Origin of the sequence: Vibrio sp. 10N.222.55.C6, assembly GCF_041473395.1 — a bacterium.
Taxonomy (GTDB): Bacteria; Pseudomonadota; Gammaproteobacteria; order Enterobacterales; family Vibrionaceae; genus Vibrio; species Vibrio crassostreae_C.
In genome coordinates, this window is sequence record NZ_JBFRSD010000037.1 from 51,286 (window position 1) to 64,429 (window position 13,144).

The window sequence follows — 13,144 nt, forward strand, 5'->3', positions numbered from 1 at the left end:
ACTTACCTTATTCATTCCTTAATATATGTAGAATGCGTTCTGTTTTTTCGTTGAGTAACGTATTACTGCCTTTGGTTTCCACATTCAAACGAACAACTGGCTCTGTATTTGACGAACGTAAGTTGAAACGCCATTCCGCAAATTCCAAACTAATGCCATCTGTTTCATCAAACACGAGTTCAGAACCTTTGTATGCGTCTAAAACCCGGTTGATTGCTTCTTCAGGGTTAGCAAGCTTGGAGTTAATTTCACCAGATGAAGGGTACGCCGCGATACGCTCTTTTACGGTTTCAGAAAGCTTCATGCCTTTAACAGAAAGGAGCTCCGTAACCAACAACCAAGGGATCATACCTGAATCGCAATATGCAAAGTCTCGGAAATAGTGGTGTGCACTCATCTCACCGCCATAAATGGCATCTTCTTTGCGCATACGTTCTTTGATGAAAGCATGGCCTGTTTTTGACATGACTGGTACACCACCCGCTTGGTTTACAACATCAACCGTATTCCAAGACAGTCTTGGGTCATGAATAATTTTAGCGCCTTTTTCTTTTTGTAAGAACGCTTCCGCGAGTAAACCCACAATATAATAGCCTTCGATAAAGTCGCCATTTTCATCAAATAAGAAACAACGGTCAAAATCACCATCAAAGGCAACCCCCATATCAGCCTTATGTTCTTTTACCGCATTTGCAGTATCTGCACGACATTCTGGCAATAGTGGATTTGGGATTCCGTTAGGAAAGTTGCCGTTTTCCTCATGGTGAACTTTGATAAGCTCCAATGGTATATTCAGAGCTTGAAAACGCTCTTCAAGAGCATCAATCACGTGGCCGGCAGCGCCATTACCAGAGTTGATCACCAATTTCATCGGTTTAATATTCGCTGGCGTAATGTAGCCCATCAAATGATCAGTGTACTCTTTCAAAACATTAATTTGCTTGTAGGTACCTTTAACATCAACGTCAATAAAATCATTGTTTTCTGCTAACGTTTGAATATCTCGTAACCCGGTATCACCGCTAATTGGTCTTGCTCCTTCACGAACAAGCTTCATACCATTGTAGTCCATCGGATTATGACTCGCTGTAACCTCTACACCGCCATCAACGTCTAAATGAAAAGTAGCAAAATAGATTTCTTCCGTGCCAGATAAGCCAATATCCAAAACGTGAACACCCGCATCCATCAAACCGTTAGCTAAAGAGAGTTTCAGTTCTTCACTTGTTAGACGAACATCTCCGCCAACAACAATGGTTTTTTCATCTGCGCTTTCACTTTTTAAAAACTGACCGTAAGCTCGTCCAATTCGGTACGCGATATCATTATCGAGTTCGGAGCCTAGTTGACCGCGAATATCATAAGCTTTGAAGCATGTTAACTTTGTCATTATTTACTTTCCTCTAAACGTACTACGTCGTCTTCGTTTAAGTATGAACCTGATTGTATTTCTATAAGCTCGAGTGGTATTTTACCGGGATTTTCAACCATATGGCTTACACCAACTGGAATGTAGAGTGATTGATTTTCAGAGATAATTTGCTCTTTGCCATTGCTACTTACTTTGGCGGTACCTGAAACTACGACCCAGTGCTCAGCTCGATGATAGTGCATTTGGAGTGATTGTTTTTTACCTGGCTGTACGGTAATACGATTTACCTTGTAGCGCTCACCGCCATCAATTGCATCAGATTTACCCCAAGGACGATAAACCTCTCTATGCTCTCTGAATTCAGCCCGATTTTCAGCCTTTAAATGCTCAACAATTTTCTTCACTTGTTGAACATTATCTTTGTGTGCGACCAAGACTGCATCTTTAGTTTCAACGACAACGATGTCTTTTACTCCAACCGAAGCTACCAGCTTATTCGGAGCGTAAATATAACACCCTTCAGTGTCCTCTGTTATCGCATCTCCATGAATCACGTTTCCAGAGCTATCCTTCTCTGAAACTTCCCATAACGCTGACCATGAGCCAACGTCACTCCAGCCTGCATCCATAGGAACAACTACAGTCTTATCGGTGCGTTCCATTACAGCATAATCAACAGAATCATCTGGGCACTTTAAGAACTCGCTCTTATCGACGCGAATGAAGTCCATATCTTCTGTTGTGCCATTCGTTGCTTTTGAACAACACTCATGAATTTCTGGTGAGTATTTCTTAAGCTCTTCTAGAAAGACACTCGCTTTGAACATAAAGCATCCGCTATTCCAGTAGTACTCTCCACTTGCTACATATTGCTCCGCGACTTCCAATTGAGGCTTTTCAACAAATTGCTCTACAACGTAAGCCGAATCGCCTTCTTGAGAGCCTCGCTTAATATAGCCATAACCCGTTTCTGGTGCAGTTGGTACTATACCGAAGGTTGCTAACTTACCAGCATCAGCGACAACTTGAGCTTTACGAATTGAGTCTTGGAACGCTTCAGTATCTTGCACTATATGGTCAGCGGCTAAAACTAGCATCACAGGATCATCGCCATGCGCTATCGCTTGCATTGCAGCCAATGCAATAGCCGGAGCAGTATTTCGCCCTGCAGGTTCCAATATAATACGAGCTTCCTGACCAAAAGTACGAAGCTGCTCAGCAACCACAAAACGATGGTCTTCATTAGAAATAATGATTGCTTCAGAAGCCGACATACCACTAATTCGATCTAAGGTGGACTGCAACATCGTTAATGAATTGTGATTATCTAGCGCTAAAAATTGCTTTGGGAACGCTGAACGCGACAGGGGCCATAAACGAGAGCCAGAACCCCCAGCCATAATGACAGGTATAAACATAATTTTTCTTCTTTAATTTATAATCAATACTTTGGTCCCCCCTATTTTGTAGTAAAGCAAGGGGACAAGAATAAATAGTTTCAAACCAGCGCCAAACCACTTAACATTTGGTTGTTATACGCAGGGTTAACAGTGAGCTTTAGCTACATTTCCTTTCGAAGATATACGATACTCATCGACATAAGCTGGTATGAAAACTGACTTTCCTTTTTTCAACGTCACAACCTCACCAGAGTCATGAGTTAACGTCAATTCAGCGTCCAACGGCAGCAAAATTTCGGCATTTTCAGGTTTAATACGCTCATTATTTGGTTTTTTATAAACCGAGAACCTGAAATCAGGAACTGGAATTGGGTAAGTTAAAACACCGTTATTAACTGAAGGTGCTAACTTTAGCGTATCAAATGGCTTCTCTTCAAAAAGAGTACAACTAGCAAGCTCTTGAACATCAATATGTTTAGGTGTTAAACCTGCTCTAAGTACATTATCAGAATTGGCCATAACTTCTAATGCAGTTCCCTTTAGATAAGCATGAGGCGTTCTGGCATCTAAATACATTGCCTCTCCAGGCTCTAAAGTAATGACATTAAGCATTAATGGGGTAAACAACCCAATATCACCGGGATACTGCTCTGACAGGGTTAAAATTAGTGAAGACAGTTCTTGGGTTACATTATCTTTAACTTTAGAGATTAACGAGTCGACTGCTTCAACTTTGTTTTCTCCTTCCAACGAGAGGATACCTACAAAAAATTCACGAAGCCCCTCAGAAGAAGGATTAGCATTTAGGAGTTCAAGCATCTCACTTAACTGTGGGATTCCAACATTTGAAAATAGTGAAATGATCTCACGAATTGCTCGAAAACCATTCATAGCCAAATAAGGAGTTAGCGCATATACAAGTTCAGGCTTATGATTTGAATCTCTATAATTTCGGTAAGGAGCAGAAAGAGGAACCTCAGCTTGCTCTTCTTTCTGGAAACCAAGCTCAGCTTCCTCTTTGCTTGGATGAACTTGAACAGACAGGGCATTTTCAGCCGCAAGAATTTTAAATAAATATGGCAACTCTCCAAATCTCTCGCTTATCTGCGCAGATAAGAATTCCTCTTTATGAGATTCAATCAAGCGAGACAATAATACTGTAGAATCGCCACTTTTAACTTTCGAGCATCCATTTGGGTGAGCGCCCATCCACATTTCTGCTTGCGGCTCATTATTAAAATTATCGATATCAAATAACTGATTGAACGAAGACTTACTACCCCAAGCAAAATTTTGAATGGTATTATCCATTTCAAAAAAACATTTTTCTTTAGCAGCATCAAACATTTAATTAACTCCAAACACTTTAAACTGATAGCCATCTCAGAAAAACAAGCATGCTACCGCCCTTTGATGTTGGGGCGAAATCACACTACGCATAAAAATGAAGGCTTATAATTCCAAACATTATCCCTAATGTAACTTTAGGAAGCAAAATTTTTTGCTTCTTCTTCCCCCTCTGACATTGATCTCAATAAGCAACCAATGTGAATTAATTTCAGCTTGTAAGTCTTGTCAATCGCCCTATACACCGAACCCTAAACCTCGCTATACTCCTACCCTATAATTTTTCGCCCAATAACGAATAAGAGTTCAAGACATGCAAGAGTTAGTTCCATTTGTTCAAGAGAATATGATTTTAGCCATCGTATGGATCGGCTTGGTTGTTGCCATCATTGCGAACGTAATCAAAACATCAAATGCAGCGTACAAAGAGATCACGGCAGCGCAAACCACACACATGATTAACCGTGAAAACGGTGTTGTGGTTGATATTCGTACTAAAGATGAGTTCAAAAAGGGCCATATTACGGACGCAGTTCACATTTTGCCGTCAGATATCAAAGCAAATAGCTTTGGTAGCCTTGAAAGCCACAAAGCAGACCCAATCATCGTAGTATGCAAGACAGGTCAAACTGCTCAAGAAAGCGCTAACCTAATGGTTAAAGCAGGTTTCGAAAACGTAAGCGTACTTAAAAGCGGCTTAGTGGCTTGGAGCGAAGCTAACTTACCTTTGGTTAAAGGTAAGAAGTAGTTAAAGGTGAAAAACTTTTAAAGACAAGCAGTAAGCTGACCTGATTCAACGAATATGACTTTAAGGTTTTGTCCGGCAGATATGACGAACAAAACCTAATTTAAATTTTTAAGGACAAGAAAATGGCTGAAGCAGCACAACAAGACGCACAACAAAACTTCGCAATCCAACGTATCTTCCTAAAAGACGTATCTTTCGAAGCGCCAAACTCTCCAGACATGTTTCAAAAAGAGTGGAACCCAGATGTAAAACTGGATCTAGACACTCAAAGCCGTGAACTTGGCGAAGGCGTGTACGAAGTAATTCTACGTCTAACGGTTACAGTTAAGAACGCAGAAGACACAGCATTCCTTTGTGAAGTTCAGCAAGGCGGTATCTTCTCTGCAAGCGAAATGGAAGCTGGCCAACTGGCACATTGCCTAGGCGCATTCTGCCCGAACATCCTGTTCCCATACGCTCGTGAAACGATTTCTAGCCTAGTGGTTAAAGGTACGTTCCCACAACTGAACCTAGCTCCAGTAAACTTCGATGCTTTGTTCATGAACTACCTACAGAACCAAGCTCAACAAGCTGAAGGCGAACAGGCTTAAGTCTCACAGTAGAACTTAACTCTAACGTTTCAAGCGCTAGTTCGCTTTTAAATGCACATCGTAACTTCTGCGATGTGCATTTTTTCTTTACACTGTACTAAGATTGAAAGCTCTTCTTATTTTAGTGGATAGCTTTTTCAAAACTCTTCGATTTCCCTCATTATTTTTAGGTGGAAGCATGACAGAAACAACTCGCCCGACTAATACGGCAGACGCTTACGGTAAAGACAGCGCTTACGGCAAAGAGATCGCCATGACTGTCATTGGTGCAGGTTCTTACGGAACCTCTTTAGCTATCTCTCTAGCGCGTAACGGTGCAAACGTTGTTCTTTGGGGGCATGACCCTGCTCATATGGCTCGCCTTGAATCTGAGCGCGCTAATAATGAGTTCCTGCCAAATATCGACTTTCCAGAAAGCCTAATCATCGAATCCGATCTTGAGAAAGCAGTAACAGCAAGTCGTGACCTTCTCGTTGTTGTACCTAGCCACGTGTTTGGTATTGTTCTAAACAGCCTGAAACCTTACTTAGCCTCAGACTCTCGCATCTGTTGGGCGACCAAAGGCTTAGAGCCAGAGACCGGCCGCCTGCTTAAAGATGTCGCGCATGATGTGCTGGGTGATGGTTACTCGTTAGCGGTTCTATCAGGACCGACCTTCGCCAAAGAGTTAGCGATGGGCATGCCAACGGCTATCTCTGTCGCTTCACCAGATGAAGTATTCTTAGAAGAGCTGCAAGAGAAGATCCACTGCGGTAAAACATTCCGCGTATACGCAAACTCTGATTTCATCGGTATGCAACTTGGCGGCGCGGTGAAAAATGTTATCGCAATTGGCGCAGGCATGTCGGATGGCATTGGTTTTGGTGCCAATGCTCGTACTGCACTGATCACGCGTGGCTTAGCTGAAATGAGTCGCTTAGGTGCTGCACTGGGTGCACAACCCGAAACCTTTATGGGTATGGCAGGGCTGGGCGATCTAGTACTAACCTGTACTGATAACCAATCACGTAACCGTCGTTTTGGATTGGCTTTAGGTTCAGGTAAAGACGTCGATACTGCACAAGAAGAGATCGGCCAAGTGGTCGAAGGGTATCGCAACACCAAAGAAGTTTGGTTACTATCAGAACGCATGGGCGTTGAGATGCCAATTGTTGAACAAATTTATCAAGTGTTGTATCAAGGGAAAGATGCCCACTTAGCTGCGCAAGATCTGCTTGCTCGAGACAAGAAGTCAGAGCGATAACATCGCTTATTAAGTCGTGGAATGAAATAGATAAAATGGATGGAAAAATGAAACACTGTGAACAGCAAAAGGTTTGGCAATGCATTGTGAAGGAAGCTCGACAGCAGTCAGAGCAAGAACCTATGCTTGCGAGTTTTTACCATGCCACCATTATCAACCACGAAAGCTTAGGCGCTGCATTAAGTTATATCCTAGCCAATAAGCTAAAGACGGCTTCAATGCCCGCAATGGCGGTGCGTGAGGTGGTTGAACAAGCATTCAAGCAAGATCAATCGATTATTGATGCGGCTGCTTGTGATATCTGTGCGACGGTAAATCGAGATCCTGCGGTCGAGATGTACTCGATGCCTCTGCTTTATCTGAAAGGCTACCACGCTTTGCAAGGTTACCGAGTGGCTAACTGGCTATGGAAGCAAGGGCGTATTGCACTTGCTACTTACCTACAGAACCAAATTTCGGTTGCTTGCCAAGTGGATATTCACCCAGCCGCTCGTATCGGTAAAGCGATCATGCTCGACCACGCCACCGGTATCGTGATTGGTGAAACAGCCGTAGTTGAAAATGATGTATCTATCCTTCAAGACGTGACTTTAGGTGGTACGGGTAAAGAAGGTGGCGATCGTCACCCTAAAATCCGAGAAGGTGTAATGATCGGTGCCGGCGCTAAAATACTTGGCAATATTGAAGTGGGTGAAGGCGCGAAAATTGGTTCTTGCTCAGTGGTTCTTCAAGCCGTTCCGCCTCATACGACTGTCGCTGGTGTTCCTGCAAAAATTGTTGGAAAGCCGAAAACTGATAAGCCATCTTTAGATATGGACCAAGGATTCAATGGTCGCTCTCAGAACTTCATCCATGGTGATGGGATTTAACCAGCAGTAGCGGAAAACGAGCATCAATGATGATTCGCATAAAACATAAACAACCTACAAGTAGATGAATAACAACTAAATGACGATAATGATGAAACAAATTCGAGCCATTAGTTCAACTCTCCTGATATCAGCGAGCCTCTGTGTTGCTCTTTTATCTACATCGTCATTTGCTGCATCTCAAGGTGAACTGAAAGGCGTATCAAGCGAAATCTCTCGTCAACAGAAAGCGCTCTCTTCCCAGCAAAAGAAACTCGATAGCCTACAGGCAAACCTCAAGAAGCAGGAGCTGTCCATCGCTTCACTTGAAAAAGCGATTCTAGACAGTAAAAAGCAGCTCAATACTGCTAATGCTAATATTGCTAATTTAGACACAAAGATTAAAGCGCTCACTGCACAGAAAAAAGTCCAGACAGACAAGTTAGAGCAGCTCATTCAGACTTACTACATGACGAGTCGAGCTAAGGCTTCTTCTCACATTCTCAACACCGGTGTAGAAGAAGATCGCATCAGTCATTATTACCAGCACCTTGCCAAAGCTCGCTCCGCAACCATTAAAACGATTGAACAGACGCAACTTGAATTAGAAGAAAGCCACAAACAGCGTCAACTCGAGCAAGAACAAATCGCAACATTGTTAAAACAGCAAACCACCAAGCGTGACAAGTTGTCTCAGACTCAAACACAACGTAAGAAAACCGTTGGCAGTATTAAGAAGAATATTTCTGGCGACAAAAATTACTTGGCTGAACTTCAGCGAAATGAAACTCGCCTGAAAGCTGAAATAGCAAAAGCAGAAAAAGCGGCTCGAGAACGACGTAATGCCGTCCCGATGGATGGCCTAGCAAAACGTAAAGGTAAGCTACCTTGGCCGATCAAAGATAAAGTTCTACATAACTACGGTTCACGTCAAACGGGGCAAATTAACTGGAAAGGCATGGTTATCAACGCCAAGTACGGTCAGCAGGTAAAATCGGTTTACTCTGGCACGGTGGTATTTGCAGAGTATCTGCGAGGTTATGGTTTAGTGGTTCTTCTCGATCATGGTAAAGGCGATATGACGCTTTATGGCTTTAACCAAGCACTTTTAAAGAAAGAAGGTGATAAGGTTAAAGCGGGTGAAGCCATCGCACTTGCTGGTGACACTGGCGGCCAAACGCGCCCTTCACTGTACTTTGAGATTCGCAGAAACAGCCAAGCCCAAAACCCGAAGAGTTGGTTAGTTCGATAAAGAGCAGATACGGGATGCGAGTATCTTTCTTCGAATCCCGTATACCGCTTACTCGTCTCTTTCTATTTAGAGTTCAACGCCCTTACACCATCTTCCAATAATGTCAGCTGCTCAAAACCTTGAGCTGTCGCAATCGGTTTAACCGTCGCGATCATCTGCAGCATTCCTTGATGAACCACTTGCTCGGTAATTTGAGCTTTTGGAGACATCGCAGATTGATACGCCAACCAACCTGATGCAATCAAGTGAAGAGACGTCACCATCGATTTCATTTCCGTATCCGTTGCTTTGAGCAGGTTCAACTCAACGAAGGCTCGCATGATATCGACAAGATTCGTTTGCAGCTTTTCTTGTACGGCCATGTAATCAAGGTGGAGTTTTTCATCACGTGACAATATTTCAGGCAGATTCGCATAGAAGAATCGGTACTTCCACATCAGTGTGAAGATAGAATCTAAGTAAGTCTTTAGTAACGTCAGGCTTTCTTGTTGGCCTTGAATCGGTGTGAACCTTTCAAGCAACTCTGTTGAATAGAGCGTAAAGATGTCACGTACAATTTCTTGTTTGTTACGGAAGTGGTAGTAGAGGTTACCAGGGCTAATCTCGATATGCTCAGCAATATGATTGGTCGTAATACTACGCTCGCCGTGCTCATTAAAAAGCTCTAGAGCAGCGTAAACAATCTTGTCACGTGTTTTCATTAGTTATTAGTATCCCTATCCGTTTAGTGGTTCAGTATATCGCCACTAAGCGGATAGATCGAGCTGATAACATCTGGTCGAATTAGCAAGCGCTAAAATTCACCTTCAATCCATAATACCTTTGATCAATCACTGCCAAAGAGGTCTCGCGTGTAAACCTTATCTGCAACGTCTGATATTTCATCGACCATTCTGTTGGATACAATCACATCCGATACGGCTTTAAATTCTTCCAGATCAGAATAAACCTTCGAGTTAAAGAAATGCTCTTCTTCCAACACAGGTTCGAACACAACCACTTCTATACCTTTAGCTTTCAAACGCTTCATGATGCCTTGAATCGACGACGCACGGAAGTTGTCCGAGCCGGCCTTCATGATCAAGCGATAGATACCTACAATTTTAGGCGAGCGCTTAATAATGGACTCCGCAATAAAATCTTTACGGGTGCGGTTAGCGTCAACAATAGCGCCCACAATGTTGTTTGGTACATCTTGATAGTTAGCTAATAACTGCTTGGTGTCTTTCGGTAAGCAGTAAGCACCGTAACCAAATGAAGGATTGTTGTAATGATTGCCAATTCGAGGGTCTAAACCCACACCTTCGATGATCTGACGAGAATCCAAGCCATGCGCTTCGGCGTAAGAGTCGAGCTCATTGAAATAAGAAACACGCATCGCCAAGTAGGTATTCGAGAAGAGCTTTACTGCTTCCGCTTCTGTGGAGTGAGTAAACAGTACGTCGATATTCTCTTTTTCTGCGCCTTCCACCAGAAGATTAGCAAATACTTTAGCGCGTTCCGAACACTCACCAACAATAATGCGTGATGGGTGTAGGTTGTCTTACAGGGCTTTGCCTTCACGTAAAAATTCTGGCGAGAACATAATGTTTTCACAGTTTAAATCTTGCTTAACACGCTCAGTATAACCAACAGGTACCGTTGATTTGATCACCATGACGGCATTCGGGTTAACCATCATTACGTCACGAATCACCGACTCTACAGAACTGGTATTAAAGTAGTTCGTTTTCGGGTCATAGTCGGTTGGCGTAGCGATAATAACGAAATCTGCATCTTGATACGCTTGCTTATCGGTTGTGGCTTGAAAACTCAAAGCACGATTAGCCAAAAACTCTTCAATCTCTACATCCATGATTGGCGATTGCTTGTTGTTCAACATCGATACCTTTTCTTCGACGATATCAACTGCAACAACATCATGATTCTGCGCCAACAACATCGCATTGGATAAACCTACATAACCGGTACCCGCAACTGCAATTTTCATGATAATACCTATAATTTCGAGTGCTTACTGCGCACTTACCTAAGACTAATCTGCTCATATCATACTCTGCTTAAGGAATTATTCCACTAGCCCGTCTTTGTCATTCCTTGCTATACTCGCGGTAGTTTTATATTCAAAAGAGTAGGAAAAATATGATTATCGTAACTGGTGGTGCTGGCATGATCGGCAGCAATATTGTGAAAGCACTCAATGACGCAGGCCACAACGATATTCTAGTTGTCGACAACCTCAAGAACGGTAAAAAGTTCAAGAACCTTGTAGACCTAGACATCACTGACTACATGGATCGCGACGACTTCCTAACTCAAGTTATGGCTGGCGATGATTTCGGCCCTATTGAAGCTATTTTCCATGAAGGTGCTTGTTCGGCAACGACCGAGTGGGATGGTAAATACATGATGCTCAACAACTATGAGTACTCAAAAGAGTTACTGCATTACTGTGTTGAGCGTGAAATCCCCTTCCTATATGCCTCTTCAGCTGCAACTTACGGTGAGACAGAGACTTTCATCGAAGAGAAAGAATATGAAGGCGCATTGAATGTCTACGGTTACTCTAAACAACAATTTGATAACTACGTTCGTCGCTTAACCGCGGATGCTGTAGCGCATAACGAGACGTTACCTCAAATTACAGGTTTCCGTTACTTCAATGTTTACGGTCCACGTGAAGATCACAAAGGCAGCATGGCCTCTGTTGCTTTCCACCTAAACAACCAAATGAACGCTGGTGAGAACCCTAAACTGTTCGCAGGTAGCGAAACATTCCAGCGTGATTTTGTGTATGTCGGTGATGTTGCAGCAGTAAACCTGTGGTTCTTAGAAAATGGTGTTTCTGGCATCTTTAACCTAGGCACCGGCAATGCTGAGTCTTTTGACGAAGTTGCCAAAGCGGTAATTAAGCACCACGGTAAAGGTGAAATCGAAACGATTCCTTTCCCTGAGCATTTGAAAGGCGCTTACCAAGAGTTTACTCAAGCTGACCTTACGAAGCTTCGAGCAACAGGCTGTGATGTGGTATTTAAAACCGTAGCGCAAGGCGTTGCAGAATATATGGATGTAATTAATAGGTAACAGGGCGTAGAACTAATAGATAGTTCGCCCTGAAGGTCTATGGGTAAGAAAAAATGATACGATAAGCTCATGGATATGGGCTTTATATTACCGAGTGATAACCAGCCAGCAGCGATTTAAAGTCAGATTCTTGCCAATGGATATGTCGCTTATCCAGCTCTTTCCTGAATGATCGGAGTAGCCTATCTAAATTTGATTCCTTCCAACTGTCGCCTAATTGCTTATAGCATTTGTCAAAATCGATGATCCAAGCATTGCCTTGGTCATCAAGCAAAATATTATGAATATTCAGGTCTGTGTGATTCACACCCACCCTATGCATCTTCTGAATTTCTTGGCCAATTTGATGATACTGCTCTTGAGCCAGCGCTCGATCTAAAAGCAAATCGACTAAATCTTTTGCATTGTGTATTTTATCAGTCAGTAAATCCGCTTGATAAGTTAAACCGTTCTTCTGGGCACGTGCCGCAATTGGCTTAGGTACGTTAACACCAGCAGAGCTTAACTCACTCAATAGTTGATATTCAGCATAACTGCGAGTATTTTCTAAGGTTGTAAACCAGTAACTGTCTTTAATTAGTTTTCCGAACAAGCCACCACGACGATAATGGCGAAATGCTGCCGGAATACCTTTTAAATCGACGAACCATGTTGTACCTCGCCCTTCTGCACTGCCGATAATTGCATTATTCTTTTGCCAATAAGTGATATCAAATAGCAATGACGGGGTAATATTAACTCGGGACTCATCGAACCAAATATGCACATCATTACTTTCAAAGTATTTCATAGTATACCTGACCTAGAAGAAAAGAATGTAACACCACGTGAACATGGCAAACATCAATGCGACCATAACAGCCGCCGAACCTATGTCTTTTGCTCTACCACTCAACTCATGTAATTCAATACCTATACGATCTACGACAGCCTCTATTGCAGAATTAATCAGCTCCACAATCAACACGAGAACCACGGTTCCGATCAGAGCAACTCGCTCTATCATTGAGACATCAAGGAACGTCACAAGCACTATAGCAATAACGAGTAAAGCTATCTCTTGTCGAATCGCAGCTTCATGTTTGAAGGCAGCTTTCAAGCCTTGTATGGAATAACCTGTCGCTTTAATGATACGTATCAATCCTGTGTTACCCGGTTTACCGTGGTTATTATGTGTCATATCTATGCCAGTCGTTAAGTGAGTTCTCAGCGTTAAGTTGCTATTTTACATCCATCCGATCTCTCTGCATCATTTCAGCA

At 42.7% G+C, this 13,144-nt stretch carries 12 protein-coding genes and 1 pseudogene; 6 read left to right on the forward strand and 7 right to left on the reverse strand.

The window, feature by feature from the left end; genetic code table 11:
- Nucleotides 1–7: 7 nt before the first annotated feature.
- The 3 genes from cpsG to manA all read right to left on the reverse strand — a co-directional run bounded on the left by cpsG (nucleotide 8) and on the right by manA (nucleotide 4,119).
- Complete coding sequence (cpsG, locus tag AB4486_RS19575) at nucleotides 8–1,390, reverse strand: phosphomannomutase CpsG (RefSeq protein WP_372118304.1); 1,383 nt, start codon at nucleotides 1,388–1,390, stop codon at nucleotides 8–10.
- Complete coding sequence (locus tag AB4486_RS19580) at nucleotides 1,390–2,790, reverse strand: mannose-1-phosphate guanylyltransferase/mannose-6-phosphate isomerase (RefSeq protein ID WP_371713989.1); 1,401 nt, start codon at nucleotides 2,788–2,790, stop codon at nucleotides 1,390–1,392. Before AB4486_RS19580 ends, cpsG begins: the two co-directional genes overlap by 1 nt.
- A gap of 126 nt (nucleotides 2,791–2,916) precedes the next feature.
- A complete protein-coding gene (gene manA / locus AB4486_RS19585) occupies nucleotides 2,917–4,119 on the reverse strand; it encodes a mannose-6-phosphate isomerase, class I (protein ID WP_372118307.1) in 1,203 nt (400 codons plus the stop codon).
- A gap of 313 nt (nucleotides 4,120–4,432) precedes the next feature.
- On the opposite strand from manA, the gene AB4486_RS19590 reads away from it, so the two are divergent.
- The 5 genes from AB4486_RS19590 (at nucleotide 4,433) to AB4486_RS19610 (ending at nucleotide 8,800) form a co-directional block, all read left to right on the forward strand.
- Nucleotides 4,433–4,867 carry a rhodanese-like domain-containing protein gene (locus AB4486_RS19590; protein WP_017061445.1) on the forward strand — a complete coding sequence of 145 codons (435 nt, stop codon included), beginning with the start codon at nucleotides 4,433–4,435 and terminating at the stop codon, nucleotides 4,865–4,867.
- 122 nt (nucleotides 4,868–4,989) lie between these two features.
- Entirely contained in the window at nucleotides 4,990–5,457 is a 468-nt protein-coding gene (gene secB, locus AB4486_RS19595; protein ID WP_009847959.1) for a protein-export chaperone SecB, read from the forward strand.
- 178 nt (nucleotides 5,458–5,635) lie between these two features.
- Nucleotides 5,636–6,700: an NAD(P)H-dependent glycerol-3-phosphate dehydrogenase gene (gene gpsA, locus AB4486_RS19600; protein ID WP_372110044.1), complete on the forward strand. Its 1,065-nt coding sequence runs from the start codon at nucleotides 5,636–5,638 to the stop codon at nucleotides 6,698–6,700.
- A gap of 47 nt (nucleotides 6,701–6,747) precedes the next feature.
- On the forward strand, nucleotides 6,748–7,569 hold the full coding sequence (gene cysE, locus AB4486_RS19605) for a serine O-acetyltransferase (protein ID WP_009847961.1): 822 nt from the start codon (nucleotides 6,748–6,750) through the stop codon (nucleotides 7,567–7,569).
- Between the two features lie 79 nt (nucleotides 7,570–7,648).
- Nucleotides 7,649–8,800 carry a murein hydrolase activator EnvC gene (locus AB4486_RS19610; protein ID WP_372118309.1) on the forward strand — a complete coding sequence of 384 codons (1,152 nt, stop codon included), beginning with the start codon at nucleotides 7,649–7,651 and terminating at the stop codon, nucleotides 8,798–8,800.
- Nucleotides 8,801–8,862: 62 nt separating this feature from the next.
- On the opposite strand, the gene AB4486_RS19615 is transcribed toward AB4486_RS19610, so the two are convergent.
- Both AB4486_RS19615 and AB4486_RS19620 read right to left on the reverse strand, forming a co-directional pair.
- Nucleotides 8,863–9,501, reverse strand: coding sequence for a TetR/AcrR family transcriptional regulator (locus AB4486_RS19615; protein ID WP_017063104.1), 639 nt, complete (start codon nucleotides 9,499–9,501; stop codon nucleotides 8,863–8,865).
- A 125-nt stretch (nucleotides 9,502–9,626) separates the two neighbouring features.
- Nucleotides 9,627–10,790, reverse strand: a pseudogene (locus tag AB4486_RS19620) (nucleotide sugar dehydrogenase).
- Between the two features lie 152 nt (nucleotides 10,791–10,942).
- Here AB4486_RS19620 and rfaD point away from each other — a divergent pair.
- Complete coding sequence (gene rfaD, locus AB4486_RS19625) at nucleotides 10,943–11,884, forward strand: ADP-glyceromanno-heptose 6-epimerase (protein WP_372118312.1); 942 nt, start codon at nucleotides 10,943–10,945, stop codon at nucleotides 11,882–11,884.
- Nucleotides 11,885–11,966: 82 nt separating this feature from the next.
- Here the strand turns inward: rfaD and AB4486_RS19630 are convergent, their stop codons facing one another.
- Nucleotides 11,967–12,674: a 3-deoxy-D-manno-octulosonic acid kinase gene (locus AB4486_RS19630; protein WP_017066285.1), complete on the reverse strand. Its 708-nt coding sequence runs from the start codon at nucleotides 12,672–12,674 to the stop codon at nucleotides 11,967–11,969.
- 12 nt (nucleotides 12,675–12,686) lie between these two features.
- Entirely contained in the window at nucleotides 12,687–13,064 is a 378-nt protein-coding gene (locus AB4486_RS19635; protein WP_017066286.1) for a diacylglycerol kinase, read from the reverse strand.
- Between the last annotated feature and the right edge of the window lie 80 nt (nucleotides 13,065–13,144).

Excerpts from the sequence above, each read along its gene's own strand:
- cpsG (WP_372118304.1), bottom strand. The coding sequence starts at position 1,390 with ATGACAAAGTTAACATGCTTCAAAGCTTATGATATTCGCGGTCAACTA.
- AB4486_RS19580 (WP_371713989.1), bottom strand. The coding sequence starts at position 2,790 with ATGTTTATACCTGTCATTATGGCTGGGGGTTCTGGCTCTCGTTTATGG.
- manA (WP_372118307.1), bottom strand. The coding sequence starts at position 4,119 with ATGTTTGATGCTGCTAAAGAAAAATGTTTTTTTGAAATGGATAATACC.
- AB4486_RS19590 (WP_017061445.1), top strand. The coding sequence starts at position 4,433 with ATGCAAGAGTTAGTTCCATTTGTTCAAGAGAATATGATTTTAGCCATC.
- secB (WP_009847959.1), top strand. The coding sequence starts at position 4,990 with ATGGCTGAAGCAGCACAACAAGACGCACAACAAAACTTCGCAATCCAA.
- gpsA (WP_372110044.1), top strand. The coding sequence starts at position 5,636 with ATGACAGAAACAACTCGCCCGACTAATACGGCAGACGCTTACGGTAAA.
- cysE (WP_009847961.1), top strand. The coding sequence starts at position 6,748 with ATGAAACACTGTGAACAGCAAAAGGTTTGGCAATGCATTGTGAAGGAA.
- AB4486_RS19610 (WP_372118309.1), top strand. The coding sequence starts at position 7,649 with ATGACGATAATGATGAAACAAATTCGAGCCATTAGTTCAACTCTCCTG.
- AB4486_RS19615 (WP_017063104.1), bottom strand. The coding sequence starts at position 9,501 with ATGAAAACACGTGACAAGATTGTTTACGCTGCTCTAGAGCTTTTTAAT.
- rfaD (WP_372118312.1), top strand. The coding sequence starts at position 10,943 with ATGATTATCGTAACTGGTGGTGCTGGCATGATCGGCAGCAATATTGTG.
- AB4486_RS19630 (WP_017066285.1), bottom strand. The coding sequence starts at position 12,674 with ATGAAATACTTTGAAAGTAATGATGTGCATATTTGGTTCGATGAGTCC.
- AB4486_RS19635 (WP_017066286.1), bottom strand. The coding sequence starts at position 13,064 with ATGACACATAATAACCACGGTAAACCGGGTAACACAGGATTGATACGT.